10 protein-coding genes and 1 pseudogene are annotated in these 19,667 nt (G+C 69.2%); 6 read left to right on the forward strand and 5 right to left on the reverse strand.

All coding sequences use genetic code 11. The features are described from left to right. Positions 1 to 18 precede the first annotated feature (18 nt). The 4 genes from KPL59_RS22675 (at position 19) to KPL59_RS22690 (ending at position 8,982) form a co-directional block, all read left to right on the forward strand. On the forward strand, positions 19 to 1,242 hold the full coding sequence (locus KPL59_RS22675; protein WP_226351754.1) for an ISAs1 family transposase: 1,224 nt from the start codon (positions 19 to 21) through the stop codon (positions 1,240 to 1,242). Positions 1,243 to 2,152: 910 nt separating this feature from the next. Next, positions 2,153 to 2,776 carry a hypothetical protein gene (locus KPL59_RS22680; RefSeq protein ID WP_226361895.1) on the forward strand — a complete coding sequence of 208 codons (624 nt, stop codon included), beginning with the start codon at positions 2,153 to 2,155 and terminating at the stop codon, positions 2,774 to 2,776. Positions 2,777 to 4,771: 1,995 nt separating this feature from the next. Then, positions 4,772 to 5,995, forward strand: coding sequence for an ISAs1 family transposase (locus tag KPL59_RS22685; protein ID WP_226361896.1), 1,224 nt, complete (start codon positions 4,772 to 4,774; stop codon positions 5,993 to 5,995). Positions 5,996 to 6,015: 20 nt separating this feature from the next. After that, positions 6,016 to 8,982: an SDR family NAD(P)-dependent oxidoreductase gene (locus tag KPL59_RS22690; protein ID WP_226361897.1), complete on the forward strand. Its 2,967-nt coding sequence runs from the start codon at positions 6,016 to 6,018 to the stop codon at positions 8,980 to 8,982. On the opposite strand, the gene KPL59_RS22695 is transcribed toward KPL59_RS22690, so the two are convergent. Continuing rightward, complete coding sequence (locus tag KPL59_RS22695) at positions 8,967 to 9,731, reverse strand: transposase (protein ID WP_226359656.1); 765 nt, start codon at positions 9,729 to 9,731, stop codon at positions 8,967 to 8,969. The genes KPL59_RS22690 and KPL59_RS22695 overlap by 16 nt on opposite strands. A gap of 124 nt (positions 9,732 to 9,855) precedes the next feature. Here KPL59_RS22695 and KPL59_RS22700 point away from each other — a divergent pair, with 124 nt between their 5' ends. Together KPL59_RS22700 and KPL59_RS37110 are read left to right on the forward strand one after the other, a co-directional pair. After that, positions 9,856 to 10,887 (forward strand): beta-ketoacyl reductase, encoded by a 1,032-nt coding sequence (locus KPL59_RS22700; RefSeq protein WP_226359773.1) that lies wholly within the window; start codon positions 9,856 to 9,858, stop codon positions 10,885 to 10,887. Between the two features lie 39 nt (positions 10,888 to 10,926). Then, positions 10,927 to 15,276, forward strand: a pseudogene (locus KPL59_RS37110) (type I polyketide synthase); the annotation flags it as partial. Here KPL59_RS37110 and KPL59_RS35945 read toward each other — a convergent pair. The 4 genes from KPL59_RS35945 to KPL59_RS22715 form a co-directional block, all read right to left on the reverse strand. Next, positions 15,184 to 15,720, reverse strand: coding sequence for an ISAs1 family transposase (locus KPL59_RS35945; protein WP_255677237.1), 537 nt, complete (start codon positions 15,718 to 15,720; stop codon positions 15,184 to 15,186). The pseudogene KPL59_RS37110 and the gene KPL59_RS35945 overlap by 93 nt on opposite strands. Then, the gene (locus tag KPL59_RS35950) at positions 15,644 to 16,273 is read right to left on the reverse strand and encodes an ISAs1 family transposase (protein ID WP_374111653.1); all 630 of its coding nucleotides are present in this window, start codon (positions 16,271 to 16,273) and stop codon (positions 15,644 to 15,646) included. Before KPL59_RS35950 ends, KPL59_RS35945 begins: the two co-directional genes overlap by 77 nt. Continuing rightward, a complete protein-coding gene (locus KPL59_RS37795) occupies positions 16,176 to 16,424 on the reverse strand; it encodes a transposase family protein (protein ID WP_374111654.1) in 249 nt (82 codons plus the stop codon). Before KPL59_RS37795 ends, KPL59_RS35950 begins: the two co-directional genes overlap by 98 nt. A gap of 1,980 nt (positions 16,425 to 18,404) precedes the next feature. Beyond that, on the reverse strand, positions 18,405 to 19,028 hold the full coding sequence (locus KPL59_RS22715) for a hypothetical protein (protein ID WP_226361895.1): 624 nt from the start codon (positions 19,026 to 19,028) through the stop codon (positions 18,405 to 18,407). Positions 19,029 to 19,667 lie beyond the last annotated feature (639 nt).

Below are 19,667 nucleotides of genomic sequence, written 5' to 3' on the forward strand. Positions count from 1 at the left end.
CCTGTGTCCGCAGTGTCAGTGTCTCCGATCGTTGCTGCTCTGGAAGGCCTGGAGGTCGGTCCTGACGCGGGGAGAGCCGCGCCGGTCGGTGAGGCGGCGGGGTTGTCGCTGGTGGAGGCCCTGTCGCGAGTGCCGGACCCGCGGAAACCACGCGGTGTCCGCCACGGTGTCCTCGCGGTGTTGCTACTGGGGGCGTGCGCGGTGTTGGCGGGGGCCCGGTCGTTCACCGCGATCGCCGAGTACGCCCATGACGTCGGCCGCGCCGTGCTGGACGTGCTCGGGGTGGGCGCGGTCGCTCCGCACGAGTCGACCATCCGCCGGGTCCTGCAACGGGTCGACGCCTCGGCGCTGGAGGCGGCGTTGCAGTCCTGGGTGTTGCCCCAGCTCAGCGCCCAGCCGGCGGCGGAGGGCACACCCCGGCGAGAACAGCGTCGCGTGCTGGCCTTGGACGGCAAGACCCTGCGCGGCGCCCGCGTCCGTGCCGCCGACGGCAGGGTCTGGCTCCCGCATCTGGTGTCGGTGCTCGACCAGACCAGCGGTGGCGTGCTCGGCCAGGTTCAGGTCGCAGAGAAGGGCAGCGAGATCACCGCGTTCACCGCGCTGCTCGACCCCCTCGACCTCGACGATGTACTGGTCACCGCGGACGCTCTGCACACCCAGCGAGCCCACGCCGACTACCTACACCGCCGCGGCGGGCACTACCTGATGACGATCAAAGCGAACCAGCCCACGCTGCTGGCACGGGTACGGGCGCTGCCCTGGACCCAGATCGGCGTCGCTGATCGTCAACGCGGGCGTGGGCACGGCCGCGTCGAGACCCGCACGATCAGCGTGGTCAGCCTGCACCCCTGTCCCGACCTGGGCGCAGAGTTCTTCCCCCACGCATCCCAGGCGATCAAGCTGGTGCGCCGGCGTCGCCCACTGCGGCCTGGCGGGAAGTGGAGAACCGAGACCGCCTACGCGATCACCAGCCTGACCAGCACCGACGCCGATCCAGGACTGCTCGCCCGCTGGATCCGTGGGCACTGGTCGATCGAGAATCGCCTGCACTGGGTCCGTGATGTCTGCTTCGACGAAGACCGCGCCACCGCCCACACCGGTCACGCCCCGCAGGTCATGTCGGCGTTGCGGAACCTCGCGATCACCGCGCTACGCCTGCACGGCGTCAGCAACATCGCCGCAGCACTCCGCCACCACGCCCGCGACCCCCATCGACCACTGACCACCTACAAGATCATCTAGCGACTTTGCCGGGGCCCTGGCTCCGCGGTCGCCCTGGGCGAGAGTCCTGTGCCTTTTATGGTGCCTTTTCATGCGAGCTTCCCGCGCTTATTATTACGGACGGGCGTCTCCTTCCGTACAGGGGAGGCAGTGGCGCCTGTTTCGGCGTCCACTCTGCTGGAGCTGCGACTTCAGAGGGTGTCGCAGGATGGGTTTAGCATTTGCCTGCTCGGGGTTTGGGTGCGTGCAGGAGTAGGGTGTCCGCCCGATGCGCGGACCGGCGTGCGCGGGGTCTGTTGCGCCGTCGTTGGGGTCGTGCGCCCTCGGCGCTGTCGGCCCGGGAGGGGCCCCGTAATTCCCGAGAGGGACTTTGTTTCTCCCGAGAGAGCCCAAGATCGTTTCCGGGGGCGTCTTCTGGACTTACCCCTGGGTGTTCTCGGGTTGGTCATTGCTGTGACCTGCTGTTGTGTGGGTGGTGGAGTGAGTCCCGGTGGGTCGGGCTGGCGCCCGACACGTCAACCACCCTGCTTCGCTGACGGCCGGTCGAGGTGTCGGGCGCCAGCCCGACCCACCGGGAGGGTGGTCGCGGAGCGGCCATGATCATCAGTACGTAGTTCCATGCTTTGAGAGAAGGAAGGTCAAGGTCAACTGACTGCGGCAAGGGTGGGTGGTTTGAGCTGGTTTGGGCGTATCTGTCCGTAGTGTTGCACGTAGAGTGTTTATGTGATCACGTTGTGTATGCGTCGGGTATGCAACAAGGGCGGGGTTGTGCGTCTGCGTCGGAGACGGGACTGATTAGGTTCGCCGCGTGAGGAGTCGTACTTGGCGAATGATGTCCCGTTCCGGGGTAGTTCTGATTGTAGTGCTGGCGTGTTTGCTTTCCGTGGTGGGAGTCTCCGCTGCGGCGAGTGAGGCGCCAGAGGTGGGGGTAATGGCGGCGCGTCCGAAGCCGCCGGTGTCGTATCAGGCGTACGTGCGGAAGGTTTTTAAGAATTCTGTCGGCGGGCCGGTGTTCTACCGGAGGGGCTACTGGTATGCGGAGACCCCGAACGAGGGGTTCGGCTACGACAAGGTTTTCTGGAAGCATAATATCAAAAATGATCAGGTGGTGGCCGCCGTGGTGGGCGGCCCGATGCAGGTTATCAACAAGGGAAATAATAGGTGGAACCACCGGGGCGGATTCGACCGCCGAGTATGTAAGATTAGTGGCTGCACAGTAGTCGAGAGAGTGCGGGTCCTGGTCGCGATTGATTACAATCCTTTCTGGCTTGCTCCGAAGTCGGGAATGTTCGGAGTGGTGACTGCGTTTTGTGAGCTTGGGAAGGATCGGCCTCGCTGTCCTGAGTGGATCAATCAGGTTTTTGGCGGTCCGGCTCGGTCGACTCCAGGAGTGAATCCCGGTCAGGAGAAAGAGCAGATTGTGTATAAGGGTTCGGATGGGGAGCGGGTCATGTATGAGGGTCCGCTAGTGGCGAATCCCGGCCAGGAGGAGGAGCAGGTCGTCTACAATGGCCCGTATTCTGGCCCGTATTCTGGCCCGGGAGGGGTGGGGTGACTGATCCTGGTGATGTGGAGTTCGCGGATGTTGAGGCGGAGGGATGGGCCGCTGCCGTAGGGCATAGCTTTGTTGAGGCAGCGCGTCTCTGGGTTGCTGAGGGGGTTGATGGTCGCAGCGAGCTGACTATTGAGGAGTGCTGGATATCCTGCGATTTGTCGTTACTGTTCACTTATCATCTCGATAGGGATTCGCTGGGTGGTCGGTTCGCGAACCTGCACATTTGTCCATTGACCGGATATCCCTTGCATTTGGTTCAGCGAGGAGTGTCGTACTCCGCTGGCACGTATGCGATGAACCTGTTTGATGGCGTACCGGTTGGTGTCGGCGTGCCCAGGATCGAGTGGACAAGTCTTGATGGTCGGCGGTGGTGGGGGGACGTACCGGAGCGGGGCTGGGTGGATGCGGTGTTCGGCCCTCGGGCGGTGTCGATTCGGTAGTGGTCGTGGGCAAGTCGATCCGGACCGGAGCCCCTGGGCGGGTGGGTCCCGCAGAGCGGGTCGCTGCGCTGAGCCGAACAACCCCAGGCTGCCGCGCCGCTTCCGGTCCCCACCCGCCAGAGCGGGCTCCGTTCCGGATCGACTTGCCCACGAACCACCCGGCGCAGTGACCACTCACGACAAGCCGGCCTCACGCAGATGACGGACGCTCCGCCGTCCATTCTAAAGGAGAGTCCGGATCCCATTCCCCTTCCACGGGAGGAGGAAAGGAATCAACGAATAACTCGACAACCCCGCTTCGGCGGCGAAACCCAAGTGAGCGCGTATAATTGCGCCCGCCGCCATGGTCGACTGAAATCTCTTCCAAGATGTTCACGGCGACCATCCCGAGGGCACTCTCCTCAGAGTCTTTTACGGTCCCTACTGGGAAGCCCTTCATTCTTTCGTCGACATACTCATTGATCTCTACCGGGGGTGCAACTAGCACTACCCCCAGCGGGTGGGACTTGTCTGCTGAGGGCAAGAGCCTGTATGAATCTCTTTTCCCGTGCCTAATGAACCTAAAACCCGCCTCTCTCAGGAAAGAGAAGATCCACTCTCTGCGATCGCATGCGTCCACTATCAACACCCCCTGTTGTCGGGAAATGCGGATCGAATTACATTCGATCCGTTCTCGGTGAACATCTTGAACTGCTGCTGACGGACAGTCTGATTCGTCCGGTTATTCCTCAAGAACAGAACGCGCACTCGGCATGTTTGATCCCCGTTCGCAGGCTTAAGAGAATCGGGGTCCTTCAGCATGGAGTCGATGGCGAGATCGGCAACATCCCTCCAGTTAGTTCCCGTGCCAGCGGCCATGCGTTCAAAGTCGAGTCGGTGTCGCGAAAGGATGTGCCGATACCCTCTATCTAGGTTGCCGCACAGCAGCTGATACCTAGCGCGAGGAACCTGCGTTGTGAACTCCCGGACGAGCTTCGTTTCAGGGGTGGTTCTGCCGCAAGCACCCCAAGGGGGAGCTGGAGGCGGAGGTTGCGCTTTATTGCCCACGCTCTTGAAACCAGGTGCCACCCCAGCGAGCGAACTGACACTCACTGAACGCTCCGCAACCTCAGCCGCAGCAACCCCTGTAACCGCACCCATCGAAACAACCACAACTAACGCTGCCCCGGCAACACGACACGCGAACTTCTTCGTTCTCACGAACGCATCCGAACACGCCCCCCCCCCCATTAGTCAAGAACCACTACCCGAAGTAATCACATGAACACGCTCAGCTACTACGGACAGATATACCCAAACCAGCCCAAACCGCCCACCCTGCCGCAGTCAGTTGACCTTGGCCTTGACCTTTCTTCTCTCAAAGCATGGAACTACGTACTGATGACCATGGCCGCTCCGCGACCACCCTCCCGGTCAGGGCCCCGGCAAAGTCGTGATGGGTGGGTCCTGAGCTGCGGTGATGTGGGGGGTGGGGGTGGGTGCGGACACAGGCTTGGCGTGATCATGAGGGTGTCGAATCCTTGCTCACGTCAGGAAGCCTGTGTCCGCAGTGTCAGTGTCTCCGATCGTTGCTGCTCTGGAAGGCCTGGAGGTCGGTCCTGACGCGGGGAGAGCCGCGCCGGTCGGTGAGGCGGCGGGGTTGTCGCTGGTGGAGGCCCTGTCGCGAGTGCCGGACCCGCGGAAACCACGCGGTGTCCGCCACGGTGTCCTCGCGGTGTTGCTACTGGGGGCGTGCGCGGTGTTGGCGGGGGCCCGGTCGTTCACCGCGATCGCCGAGTACGCCCATGACGTCGGCCGCGCCGTGCTGGACGTGCTCGGGGTGGGCGCGGTCGCTCCGCACGAGTCGACCATCCGCCGGGTCCTGCAACGGGTCGACGCCTCGGCGCTGGAGGCGGCGTTGCAGTCCTGGGTGTTGCCCCAGCTCAGCGCCCAGCCGGCGGCGGAGGGCACACCCCGGCGAGAACAGCGTCGCGTGCTGGCCTTGGACGGCAAGACCCTGCGCGGCGCCCGCGTCCGTGCCGCCGACGGCAGGGTCTGGCTCCCGCATCTGGTGTCGGTGCTCGACCAGACCAGCGGTGGCGTGCTCGGCCAGGTTCAGGTCGCAGAGAAGGGCAGCGAGATCACCGCGTTCACCGCGCTGCTCGACCCCCTCGACCTCGACGATGTACTGGTCACCGCGGACGCTCTGCACACCCAGCGAGCCCACGCCGACTACCTACACCGCCGCGGCGGGCACTACCTGATGACGATCAAAGCGAACCAGCCCACGCTGCTGGCACGGGTACGGGCGCTGCCCTGGACCCAGATCGGCGTCGCTGATCGTCAACGCGGGCGTGGGCACGGCCGCGTCGAGACCCGCACGATCAGCATGGTCAGCCTGCACCCCTGTCCCGACCTGGGCGCAGAGTTCTTCCCCCACGCATCCCAGGCGATCAAGCTGGTGCGCCGGCGTCGCCCACTGCGGCCTGGCGGGAAGTGGAGAACCGAGACCGCCTACGCGATCACCAGCCTGACCAGCACCGACGCCGATCCAGGACTGCTCGCCCGCTGGATCCGTGGGCACTGGTCGATCGAGAATCGCCTGCACTGGGTCCGTGATGTCTGCTTCGACGAAGACCGCGCCACCGCCCACACCGGTCACGCCCCGCAGGTCATGTCGGCGTTGCGGAACCTCGCGATCACCGCGCTACGCCTGCACGGCGTCAGCAACATCGCCGCAGCACTCCGCCACCACGCCCGCGACCCCCATCGACCACTGACCACCTACAAGATCATCTAGCGACTTTGCCGGGGCCCTGGGTGACCCCCGCCGTGGTGGCGCTGCCGGTGTCCACCCGGCACCCCGACGTGCTCGACACGGCCCTCGACGACGTGCGGGCCGCGGTGCGCGACCGGCGCCCGGTCGACGTCGCGTACTCCCTGGTGCACGGCCGCGCGCGCTTCGAGCACCGCGCCGTCCTGCTCACCGGGCCCGAGGGCGGGAGCCTCGCCGAGGTCGCGCGGGGGACCGCGACGCACCGCACGCTGGCCCTGCTGTTCTCCGGGCAGGGCACCCAGCGCCCTGGGATGGGGAGCGGGCTGTCCGCCCGCTTCCCGGTCTTCGCCGAGACCCTCGAGGACGTGCTGGGCCGGCTCGGCGCCACGATCCCCGACGACCCGGAGGAGCTGCGCCGCACCGGGATCGCCCAGCCCGCGCTGTTCGCGCTGCAGGTCGCCCAGTACCGGCTCGTCGAGTCCTGGGGCATCCGCCCCGCCCTGCTCGGCGGGCACTCGGTCGGTGAGATCGCGGCCGCACACGTCGCCGGGGTGTTCTCCCTCGACGACGCCTGCACCCTCGTCGCCGCCCGGGCCCGGCTGATGGAGGCCCTGCCCGCGGGCGGCGCGATGGTCGCGGTCGCCGCCCCGGAGGAGACGGTCACACCGCTGCTGACCCCGCGCACCGCGATCGCCGCGGTGAACGGCCCGGCCTCGGTGGTGGTCGCCGGCGACGACGCCGAGGTGACCGCGATCGCCGCCACGCTCGCCGGCGCCGGGCACAGGACTAGCCGTTTGCCGGTCGGACATGCGTTCCACTCACCCCTGATGGAACCGGTGCTGGCGGAGTTCGCGACGGTCGTGGAGGGCCTGGCCCTGCACGCGCCGCGCGTCCCCCTGCTCACCGGTGGCGACGACGACGTGACCGACCCCGGGTTCTGGGTGCGTCATGTCCGCGACACGGTCCGCTTCGCCGACACCGTCGCCCGGCTGTCCGACCGCGGCGCGACGGCGTTCCTGGAGCTCGGCCCGGACGGTGTGCTCACCGCGCTCGCCGCCGACCTCACCGGCGAGAGCGCCGTGCTCACCCCGCTGCTGCACGCCGACCGGCCCGAGGAGACGACCGCGCTCACCGCGCTCGCCCGGCTGCACGTCGCCGGCGTCGACGTCGACTGGGCCCCGGTGCTCGCCGGCACCGGCGCACGCACCGTCGACCTGCCCACCTACCCGTTCCGGCACCGCCGGTTCTGGCCGGCGACGGGCGCGGCCCCCGCCGACGCGGGCGGCCTCGGCCAGGAACCTGCCGGGCACCCGCTGCTCGGTGCCGCGGTCACCGTCGCGGACGGGGGTTGTGTCCTCACCGGGCGGCTCACCGCGGCCGCGGTGCCGTGGGCGGGCGGCGACGGCCCGGCCGAGCTGCCGTCGGCCACGCTCGTCGAGCTGGCCGTGCAGGCCGGCGACCGGGTCGGCTGCGACCGGGTCGCCGAGCTCACCGTGCACACCCCGCTCGTCGTCCCGGCCACCGGAGCGCTCGCGCTGCAGGTCCGCGCCGGCGACGACGACGGGTCCGGGCGCCACCCGGTCACCGTCCACTCCCGCACCGGGGACGCCCCGTGGGTCGCGCACGCCACCGGCGTGCTCGCCGGACCCGGCCCCGACGGTTACGAGGTGCCCGCCGTCCTCCCGCAGCCGACCGGGACCGCCGAGGAGATCGCCCCGGACGGTGCGCTCCCGGCGGACGGCCCGGTCTCGGTCCGCGGAGCGTGGCGGACCGACGACGGCGTCCTCGTCGAGATCGCGCTGGTGGAGACCCCGGGCCGGGGGCCGGTCGGCTGGGGACTGCACCCCGCGCTGCTCGACGCGGCCGTGCGCATCGCCGCCGCCGACGCCGGGGAGCCCGCCCTGCGGGCCACCGCCTGGCACGACGCACGGCTGCACGCCACCGGCGCCACCGTGCTGCGGGTCGCCCTGCGCCCCGACGGCACCGGCGGCGTGCGGATCTCGGCCCACGACGGCGCGGGCGCCCCGGTCCTCACCGTGGCCGCCACCCTCGCCGTCCCCGACGGGACGCCCGTGCGCCCATCGCGCGGCGCCGGGGCGCTGCTGCGCACCGACTGGGTCCCGGCCGAGGACCTCGCCCCGGTCGACGTGGCGCGCTGGGCGGTGCTGGACCCCACCCCGGCCGGCGCCGAGCCGGACGTCGCCCGCACGGTGGCCGAGGCGCTGACCGGGACGGGACGCGAGGTCGGCGTGGTGGCCACGGTCGACGCGGTGCCCGACGGCACCGGCATGCTCGTGGTGCCGCTGCCCGCGAACACCGACGGGTCCGTCCCCGGACGTGCCCGCGCGCTGGCCCATCGCACGCTCGGCGTCGTCACCGACCGGCTGGCCACCGAGCGCCCCGACCTGACGGTGCTGTTCCTGACCCGCGGCGGCGTCGCCGCCGCACCGGACGAACGGCTCGCCGACCCGGCCACCGGCACCGTGTGGGGGCTGGCCCGCTCGGCCCGTTCCGAGCCCCCCGGCGTCTTCGCCGTCGCCGACACCGACGCCGGGTCGCTCGCCGCGCTCGCCACCCTCCCCGCCCTGCTCACGGCGGGGGAGACCGAGTTCGTCCTGCGCGACGGCGCGGTCCGGGTGCCCCGGCTCGCCCCGGCCGACGGACCCACCGACGGCACCGGGGACGGCCCGGTGCCCGGCTGGGACCCGGACGGGACCGTGCTCGTCACCGGCGGCACCGGCGGCCTGGGCGCCGAGCTGGCCCGGCACCTGGCCGGCCGGGGCCACCGCAACCTGCTGCTGGTCTCGCGCCGCGGCCCGGACGCCCCCGGCGCCCTGGAGCTGAGGGCCGAGCTCGCCGCGCACGGCGCGGAGGTCACCGTGGCCGCGGCCGACACCGCCGTGCGGGCCGACCTGGCCGCCGTGCTCGCGGCGGTCCCGGCCGAGCACCCGCTGACCGCGGTGGTGCACACCGCCGGAGGCTTATTCAGGCTCCGTCAGGTAAGTGTGTAGAAGATGAGTCCGATGACTGCCGAGATTGTCGTTTTAAATGTGGCGTAGGGCCGCCGGTAGTCTGTGTGGAGAACTTTCCACGTTTTGATATGAGCGATGACTCGTTCGATGGTGGCGCGTGTGTGGTTGAGGCTCTTGTTGAATGTTTTTTGCCAGTTGAGAAGTTCCCGGCCGGGTGGTTTTTTGAACGGGGTGAGCATGCCGCGCCCGATGTATCCTTTATCGCCGATCGGGGGGTATGTGGCGAGGTGGTCGAGGGCGCCGGATTGGTCGAGGCAATATAGGTCGTGTCGGGAGCCTGGGGTCGGGTCGGAGATCCACGACAGCTGCCCTTCCAGGGTGGCTGCGACCTGGACGACGACGCCGGTGGTGCGATGCTTGCCCGACCACAGACCCGGCACCGCGGCCCATGACCAGCAGGGCAGCAAGGTTCCATCGATGATGTACTGCCGATCGGCACGAAGCTCCTCTGCCGTCGGAACGACACTCCGCAGCGCCTGTGCCAGCAACGGTGTCACCCCCGTGATCGCTCGACTAACCGTCGACTGCGACACCCCATAGGTTTCCGCCAACTCCCACTGCACACGATTCCCGCGCAGATACGCCAACGTGATCACCACCGACCAGAACAACCCCAGAACCGGCGGCCAAGACAAACGTGCCTCCGTCGCGTCCCGCTGATCCTGCTCATACACTATAGCGACAAGATCCTGAATTTCATCACGCCGGAAACCAGTGGTATAGTACATACTGCGGCAGCCCGTTCATCTCGGATTGATTCGGCAAACCAATATTCGCGATGGACGGGCTGTCGCCCAACCCGACACGCCGGGCTAGATCGTTATTTCACGGGGCCTGAATAAGCCTCCCGGTGTGCTCGACGACGGCACCGTCGGCTCGCTCACCGACGAGCGGCTCGACACCGTCCTCGCCCCGAAGGTCGACGGCGCCTGGCACCTGCACGACCTCACCCGCGACGCCGGGCTGCGCGGGTTCGTCCTCTACTCCTCGGTCGCCGGCGTGCTCGGCGCCGCGGGGCAGGCGAACTACGCCTCCGCGAACGTCGCCCTCGACGACCTGGCCCGACACCGGCACGACCTCGGCCTGCCCGGGCTGTCGCTCGCCTGGGGCCCCTGGGCGGCCGGGATGGGCGAGGCCGTCGCGGAACGGGCCGCCCGCACCGCGATGCCGCCGCTGGACACCGCCGACGGCCTGGCCCTGTTCGACGAGGCGGTGACCCGCACCGACCCGGTCCAGGTCGCCGTCCGCCTCGGTGGTGGCGGGGGCCGTCCGGCCGGACCGGTACCGCCGATCCTGCGCGGCCTGGTCGTCGGTGGCCGGCGCAGCGCGTCGGACCGGACGTCGTCGCAGGACCTGGCCCGGACCCTGACGGAGATGGCGCCGGAGCGCCGCGAGGAGCACGTGCTGTCCCTCGTCACCCGCAGCGCCGCCGCGGTGCTCGGGCACGACGTCGCCGAGGTCACGGTCGACAAGGAGTTCCGGGCGCTCGGCGTCGACTCGCTCGCGGCGGTCGAGCTGCGCAACGGGCTCACCGCGGCGACCGGGCTGACGCTGCCCTCGACCCTGGTGTTCGACTTCCCGACCCCGCTCGCGGTGGCCCGGCACCTGGTCGGCGAGCTGGTCGGCGCGACCGGCCCGGTGCCCGCGCTCACCGCCGAGCTCGACCGCCTCGACGCGGCCCTCGCCTCGGCCGATCCCGCCGACCTCACCGGCGCCGACGTCCTCACGCGTCTGCGCCGGCTGCTCGCCCGGCACGAGGCCCGCGACCGGGGCCCCGGCGGGGCCGGGGTGGAGGACCGGATCCGCGAGGCCAGCGCCGAGGACGTCCTGGCCTTCATCGACAACGAGCTGGGCCGGGCCCGCAACGGCTCCGACCACTCCTGACCGCCGACCCGTCAGCCCAGAAGGAAGGTGCCCGCCGTGCCGGACGACCAGAAGCTCGTCGACTATCTGAAGTGGGTCACGGCCGACCTGCACCGGACGCGCCGGCGTCTCGAGGAGGCCGAGGCCGGTGTGCGGGAGCCGATCGCCGTGGTCGGCATGGCCTGCCGGTTCCCCGGCGGGATCGACTCGCCCGACGACCTCTGGCGGCTGCTGTGCTCCGACGACGACGTGATCGGGCCGTTCCCGACCGACCGGGGCTGGGACCTCGCGCTGCTCGCCGGCGGCGAGCGCGGGCACAGCGCGACCCTGCGCGGCGGGTTCCTCGACGGCGCCGGTGACTTCGACGCCGGATTCTTCGGGATCTCCCCGCGCGAGGCGCTCGCGACCGACCCGCAGCAGCGGCTGCTGCTGGAGACCACCTGGGAGGCGGTCGAGCGGGCCGGGATCGACCCGGAAACCTTGCGCGGCAGCCGGACCGGTGTGTTCGTCGGGACCAACGGTCAGGACTACGGCCACGTGCTGATGCGGTCCGGGGAGGACGTGGAGGGCCACGCCGGGACCGGCACCGCGGCCAGCGTCATCTCCGGGAGGCTGTCCTACGCACTCGGGTTCGTCGGCCCGGCGGTGACCGTGGACACCGCGTGCTCGTCGTCGCTGGTGTCGATGCACCTGGCGGCGCAGGCGCTGCGGGCCGGTGAGTGCGGTCTCGCGCTCGCCGGTGGCGCCACCGTGATGGCCACCCCCGGCAACTTCGCCGGGTTCACCCGGCAGGGCGGTCTCGCCGCCGACGGCCGGTGCAAGGCGTTCTCCGACGACGCCGACGGCACCGGCTGGTCCGAGGGCGCGGGCGTGGTGCTGCTGGAGCGGCTGTCCGACGCCGTCGCGCACGGGCATCCGGTGCTCGCGGTGCTGCGCGGGTCCGCGGTGAACTCCGACGGCGCCTCCAACGGTCTCACCGCACCGAACGGCCCGTCGCAGGTCCAGGTGATCCGCTCCGCACTCGCCTCGGCCGGTCTCGACCCGGCCGACGTCGACGCCGTCGAGGCGCACGGCACCGGCACCGTGCTCGGCGACCCGATCGAGGCCCAGGCGCTGATCGCGGCCTACGGAGCCGACCGGGAGCACCCGCTGCGCCTCGGCGCGGTGAAGTCCCGCCTCGGGCACACCCAGGCCGCCGCGGGCGTCGCCGGGGTGATCGCCACCGTGCAGGCGCTGCGGCACGGCACCCTCCCGCGCACCCTGCACGTCAGCCGCCCCACCACGCATGTCGACTGGTCCGGTGGCGAGGTCGAGCTGCTCACCACCGCGCAGGCGTGGCCGCGCACCGACCGGCCGCGCCGCGCCGGGGTGTCCGGGTTCGGCATCAGCGGCACCAACGCGCACCTCGTCCTGGAACAGGCCCCGGAGCCGGAGCCCGACGACGGTGCCCCCGAGCCCGGCGCCGCCCCCGGCGGGACCACGGCGGCACCGGGGACACCGGGGACACCGGGCACCGTGCCCTGGCCGGTGTCGGCCCGCACGGCGGGTGCGCTGGACGGCCAGGTCGAGCGGATCACCGCCCTGGCCACCGGACCGGACGCCCCCCGTCCCCTCGACGTCGGCTGGTCCCTGGCGAGCACCCGCGGCACCCATCCGCACCGCGTCGTGCTCGCCGCAGGCCCGGACGGCGTCCGCGAGCTCGCCCGCGGCACCGCGACCCGGCGCAGCACCGCGCTGCTGTTCTCCGGACAGGGCAGCCAGCGCCTCGGGGCCGGCCGCGAGCTGTACGCCACCGAGCCCGTCTTCGCCGACGCGATCGAGACGGTGTTCCGCCACCTCGACCCGTGGCTGGAGCGCCCGCTGCGCGAGGTCCTGTGGGGCGAGGACCCGGACACCCTGACCGAGACCGGGTGGGCCCAGCCCGCGCTGTTCGCCGGCCAGGTCGCGCTGTTCCGGCTGCTGGAGTCCCGGGGCGTGCGCCCGGACGCGCTGCTCGGCCACTCCATCGGCGAGCTCGCCGCCGCACACGTCGCCGGGGTGTTCGGGCTGGAGGAGGCCTGCGCGCTCGTCGCCGGCCGGGCCCGGCTCATGCAGACCATGGCCGGCGAGGGCGCGATGGTCGCCGTCGAGGCCACCGAGGACGAGGTCGTGCCGCTGATCGCCGGGCACACCGACGAGGTCGCGCTGGCCGCGGTCAACGGGCCCCGCTCGGTGGTGGTCAGCGGGGTGACCGCCGTCGTCGAGGAGCTGGCGGCCCGCTGGTCGGCCGAGGGACGCCGCACCACCCGCCTGGCCGTCTCGCACGCGTTCCACTCGCCCCTGCTCGACCCGATGCTCGACGACTTCCGCGAGATCGTCGCCGACCTGACCGCGGCCGCGCCGTCGATCCCGCTGATCTCCGACCTCACCGGCCGCCCGGCCACCCGGGAGGAGCTGGCCCGGCCCGAGTACTGGGTCCGCCAGCTGCGCGACCCGGTCCGGTTCGGCGACGGCGTCGCCACCCTGGCCGGGCTGGGCATCGGCGCGTTCGTCGAGGTCGGGCCCGGTTCCACGCTGACCGCACTGGCCGCGGCCTCGGCCCCCGACGGCGCGGTGCTGGTCCCGGCCCTGCGCACCGGCCGGAGCGAGCAGGACTCGGTGCTGGGTGCACTGGCCGAGCTGCACGTCGCGGGCGGACAGGTGGACTGGGCGGCGGGGTTCGCCGGGACCGGTGCGCGCCGGGTCGAGCTTCCGACCTACGCCTTCGAGCACCGCAGGCACTGGCCGTCGGGCACCGCCGCGATCGGTGTCCCCGACGCCTCCGGCCTCGGTCTCGGCTCGGCGGACCACCCGTTGCTCGGCGCCACCGTCTCGGTCGCCGGGTCCGGTGAGACCGTGCTGACCGGACGGATGTCGCTCGCCGAGCAGCCGTGGCTGGCCGACCACGTCGTGGGCGAGCGGGTGCTCTTCCCCGGCACCGGCTTCCTCGAGCTCGTCCTGCGCGCGGGCGACGCCACCGGCTGCGAGCGGGTCGAGGGGCTGACCCTGACCGAGCCGCTCGAGCTCGGCCCGCACGACGCCGTCGCCCTGCAGGTCAGGGTCGGCGCCCCCGAGGACCCCGCGGCGGCGGACCCCCGCCGCCCGGTGACCGTGCACGCCCGGCCCGCCGGCGACCCGGACGGCCCGTGGACCCTGCACGCGTCGGGACGGCTGACCACCGCCGACGACGCCGTCCCGGCGCCGGACGACGCCGAGTGGCCGCCCGCCGGGGCCCGACCGGTCGACCTCGAGGGGTTCTACGAGGGCCTGTCCGAGCACGGCAGGCTGCACTACGGCCCGGCCTTCCGCGGTGTCGCGCGCGCCTGGCGCCACGACGGCTCCGTGTACGCCGAGATCTCCGCCGGGACGACCGGCGACACCGGCGGCTACGGCGTGCACCCGGCGCTGCTCGACGCGGCGCTGCACCCGATCGTGCTGCTCGAGGAGGACACCCCGGGCCTGCCGTTCGACTGGTCCGGGGCCGTCCTGCACGCCTCCGGCGCCACGACGCTGCGGGTGCGGATCACCGCCGCGGGCCCGGGATCGGTGAGCGTGCGGGCCAGCGACCGGGCGGGCCTGCCGGTCCTGACCGTGGAGGCGCTGGAGCTGCGCACCACCTCGGGGCGCGGTGGCCCCGCCACCGGACGGCTGCCGCTGCTGACGCAGGACTGGCCGGAACGGGCGGGTGAGGCACCCGACCCGGGCGGGCTGCGATGGGGGATCGTCGGCGTCGACCACTGGCACCTGGGTTACGGGGTGCACTCGGCGGGGCACACCGTCGACGCGTTCGGAGACACCCTCGGCGCCGTCGCGGACGCCGCCGCCGGCGTCCCGGACGCCGTGCTCGTCCCGCTCGCCGCGCCCGACACCGACGACGTCCCGGCCGCGACCCGCGAGCTGGGCGGACGCACCCTGGCACTGCTGCAGGAGGCGCTGTCCGACGACCGGCTCGCCGGCTGCACCGTCGTGTTCGTGACCAGCGGCGCCGCGGCACCGCCGGGGGAGGCGCCGCGCGACCTGCCCGCGGCCGCTGCCGCCGGGCTGGTCCGCTCGGCACAGTCGGAGAACCCCGGCCGGTTCCTGCTCGCCGACATCGACGTCTCCGAACACTCGGTGGCGGCGCTGCCCGGCCTGACCGCCGGGGACGAGCCGCAGGTCGTCGTCCGCGACGGTGGTGCGCGTCCCGCGGCTGGCGCCGGTCACCACCGCCGCTGTCCGGGACCCCGGACCCCGACCGGGACGGCACCGGCTGGCCACCGGCGGGACCGGCGGGATCGGCGCGGGCCCCGGCACAAGTCGCTAGATGATCTTGTAGGTGGTCAGTGGTCGATGGGGGTCGCGGGCGTGGTGGCGGAGTGCTGCGGCGATGTTGCTGACGCCGTGCAGGCGTAGCGCGGTGATCGCGAGGTTCCGCAACGCCGACATGACCTGCGGGGCGTGACCGGTGTGGGCGGTGGCGCGGTCTTCGTCGAAGCAGACATCACGGACCCAGTGCAGGCGATTCTCGATCGACCAGTGCCCACGGATCCAGCGGGCGAGCAGTCCTGGATCGGCGTCGGTGCTGGTCAGGCTGGTGATCGCGTAGGCGGTCTCGGTTCTCCACTTCCCGCCAGGCCGCAGTGGGCGACGCCGGCGCACCAGCTTGATCGCCTGGGATGCGTGGGGGAAGAACTCTGCGCCCAGGTCGGGACAGGGGTGCAGGCTGACCATGCTGATCGTGCGGGTCTCGACGCGGCCGTGCCCACGCCCGCGTTGACGATCAGCGACGCCGATCTGGGTCCAGGGCAGCGCCCGTACCCGTGCCAGCAGCGTGGGCTGGTTCGCTTTGATCGTCATCAGGTAGTGCCCGCCGCGGCGGTGTAGGTAGTCGGCGTGGGGCTCGCTGGGTGTGCAGAGCGTCCGCGGTGACCAGTACATCGTCGAGGTCGAGGGGGTCGAGCAGCGCGGTGAACGCGGTGATCTCGCTGCCCTTCTCTGCGACCTGAACCTGGCCGAGCACGCCACCGCTGGTCTGGTCGAGCACCGACACCAGATGCGGGAGCCAGACCCTGCCGTCGGCGGCACGGACGCGGGCGCCGCGCAGGGTCTTGCCGTCCAAGGCCAGCACGCGACGCTGTTCTCGCCGGGGTGTGCCCTCCGCCGCCGGCTGGGCGCTGAGCTGGGGCAACACCCAGGACTGCAACGCCGCCTCCAGCGCCGAGGCGTCGACCCGTTGCAGGACCCGGCGGATGGTCGACTCGTGCGGAGCGACCGCGCCCACCCCGAGCACGTCCAGCACGGCGCGGCCGACGTCATGGGCGTACTCGGCGATCGCGTGTGAACGACCGGGCCCCCGCCAACACCGCGCACGCCCCCAGTAGCAACACCGCGAGGACACCGTGGCGGACACCGCGTGGTTTCCGCGGGTCCGGCACTCGCGACAGGGCCTCCACCAGCGACAACCCCGCCGCCTCACCGACCGGCGCGGCTCTCCCCGCGTCAGGACCGACCTCCAGGCCTTCCAGAGCAGCAACGATCGGAGACACTGACACTGCGGACACAGGCTTCCTGACGTGAGCAAGGATTCGACACCCTCATGATCACGCCAAGCCTGTGTCCGCACCCACCCCCACCCCCCACATCACCGCAGCTCAGGACCCACCCATCACGACTTTGCCGGGGCCCTGACCGGGAGGGTGGTCGCGGAGCGGCCATGGTCATCAGTACGTAGTTCCATGCTTTGAGAGAAGAAAGGTCAAGGCCAAGGTCAACTGACTGCGGCAGGGTGGGCGGTTTGGGCTGGTTTGGGTATATCTGTCCGTAGTAGCTGAGCGTGTTCATGTGATTACTTCGGGTAGTGGTTCTTGACTAATGGGGGGGGGGGGCGTGTTCGGATGCGTTCGTGAGAACGAAGAAGTTCGCGTGTCGTGTTGCCGGGGCAGCGTTAGTTGTGGTTGTTTCGATGGGTGCGGTTACAGGGGTTGCTGCGGCTGAGGTTGCGGAGCGTTCAGTGAGTGTCAGTTCGCTCGCTGGGGTGGCACCTGGTTTCAAGAGCGTGGGCAATAAAGCGCAACCTCCGCCTCCAGCTCCCCCTTGGGGTGCTTGCGGCAGAACCACCCTGAAACGAAGCTCGTCCGGGAGTTCACAACGCAGGTTCCTCGCGCTAGGTATCAGCTGCTGTGCGGCAACCTAGATAGAGGGTATCGGCACATCCTTTCGCGACACCGACTCGACTTTGAACGCATGGCCGCTGGCACGGGAACTAACTGGAGGGATGTTGCCGATCTCGCCATCGACTCCATGCTGAAGGACCCCGATTCTCTTAAGCCTGCGAACGGGGATCAAACATGCCGAGTGCGCGTTCTGTTCTTGAGGAATAACCGGACGAATCAGACTGTCCGTCAGCAGCAGTTCAAGATGTTCACCGAGAACGGATCGAATGTAATTCGATCCGCATTTCCCGACAACAGGGGGTGTTGATAGTGGACGCATGCGATCGCAGAGAGTGGATCTTCTCTTTCCTGAGAGAGGCGGGTTTTAGGTTCATTAGGCACGGGAAAAGAGATTCATACAGGCTCTTGCCCTCAGCAGACAAGTCCCACCCGCTGGGGGTAGTGCTAGTTGCACCCCCGGTAGAGATCAATGAGTATGTCGACGAAAGAATGAAGGGCTTCCCAGTAGGGACCGTAAAAGACTCTGAGGAGAGTGCCCTCGGGATGGTCGCCGTGAACATCTTGGAAGAGATTTCAGTCGACCATGGCGGCGGGCGCAATTATACGCGCTCACTTGGGTTTCGCCGCCGAAGCGGGGTTGTCGAGTTATTCGTTGATTCCTTTCCTCCTCCCGTGGAAGGGGAATGGGATCCGGACTCTCCTTTAGAATGGACGGCGGAGCGTCCGTCATCTGCGTGAGGCCGGCTTGTCGTGAGTGGTCACTGCGCCGGGTGGTTCGTGGGCAAGTCGATCCGGAACGGAGCCCGCTCTGGCGGGTGGGGACCGGAAGCGGCGCGGCAGCCTGGGGTTGTTCGGCTCAGCGCAGCGACCCGCTCTGCGGGACCCACCCGCCCAGGGGCTCCGGTCCGGATCGACTTGCCCACGACCACTACCGAATCGACACCGCCCGAGGGCCGAACACCGCATCCACCCAGCCCCGCTCCGGTACGTCCCCCCACCACCGCCGACCATCAAGACTTGTCCACTCGATCCTGGGCACGCCGACACCAACCGGTACGCCATCAAACAGGTTCATCGCATACGTGCCAGCGGAGTACGACACTCCTCGCTGAACCAAATGCAAGGGATATCCGGTCAATGGACAAATGTGCAGGTTCGCGAACCGACCACCCAGCGAATCCCTATCGAGATGATAAGTGAACAGTAACGACAAATCGCAGGATATCCAGCACTCCTCAATAGTCAGCTCGCTGCGACCATCAACCCCCTCAGCAACCCAGAGACGCGCTGCCTCAACAAAGCTATGCCCTACGGCAGCGGCCCATCCCTCCGCCTCAACATCCGCGAACTCCACATCACCAGGATCAGTCACCCCACCCCTCCCGGGCCAGAATACGGGCCAGAATACGGGCCATTGTAGACGACCTGCTCCTCCTCCTGGCCGGGATTCGCCACTAGCGGACCCTCATACATGACCCGCTCCCCATCCGAACCCTTATACACAATCTGCTCTTTCTCCTGACCGGGATTCACTCCTGGAGTCGACCGAGCCGGACCGCCAAAAACCTGATTGATCCACTCAGGACAGCGAGGCCGATCCTTCCCAAGCTCACAAAACGCAGTCACCACTCCGAACATTCCCGACTTCGGAGCAAGCCAGAAAGGATTGTAATCAATCGCGACCAGGACCCGCACTCTCTCGACTACTGTGCAGCCACTAATCTTACATACTCGGCGGTCGAATCCGCCCCGGTGGTTCCACCTATTATTTCCCTTGTTGATAACCTGCATCGGGCCGCCCACCACGGCGGCCACCACCTGATCATTTTTGATATTATGCTTCCAGAAAACCTTGTCGTAGCCGAACCCCTCGTTCGGGGTCTCCGCATACCAGTAGCCCCTCCGGTAGAACACCGGCCCGCCGACAGAATTCTTAAAAACCTTCCGCACGTACGCCTGATACGACACCGGCGGCTTCGGACGCGCCGCCATTACCCCCACCTCTGGCGCCTCACTCGCCGCAGCGGAGACTCCCACCACGGAAAGCAAACACGCCAGCACTACAATCAGAACTACCCCGGAACGGGACATCATTCGCCAAGTACGACTCCTCACGCGGCGAACCTAATCAGTCCCGTCTCCGACGCAGACGCACAACCCCGCCCTTGTTGCATACCCGACGCATACACAACGTGATCACATAAACACTCTACGTGCAACACTACGGACAGATACGCCCAAACCAGCTCAAACCACCCACCCTTGCCGCAGTCAGTTGACCTTGACCTTCCTTCTCTCAAAGCATGGAACTACGTACTGATGATCATGGCCGCTCCGCGACCACCCTCCCGGTGGGTCGGGCTGGCGCCCGACACCTCGACCGGCCGTCAGCGAAGCAGGGTGGTTGACGTGTCGGGCGCCAGCCCGACCCACCGGGACTCACTCCACCACCCACACAACAGCAGGTCACAGCAATGACCAACCCGAGAACACCCAGGGGTAAGTCCAGAAGACGCCCCCGGAAACGATCTTGGGCTCTCTCGGGAGAAACAAAGTCCCTCTCGGGAATTACGGGGCCCCTCCCGGGCCGACAGCGCCGAGGGCGCACGACCCCAACGACGGCGCAACAGA

Source organism: Pseudonocardia sp. ICBG1142 (assembly GCF_020496255.1).
In the GTDB taxonomy this organism is placed as follows: domain Bacteria; phylum Actinomycetota; class Actinomycetes; order Mycobacteriales; family Pseudonocardiaceae; genus Pseudonocardia.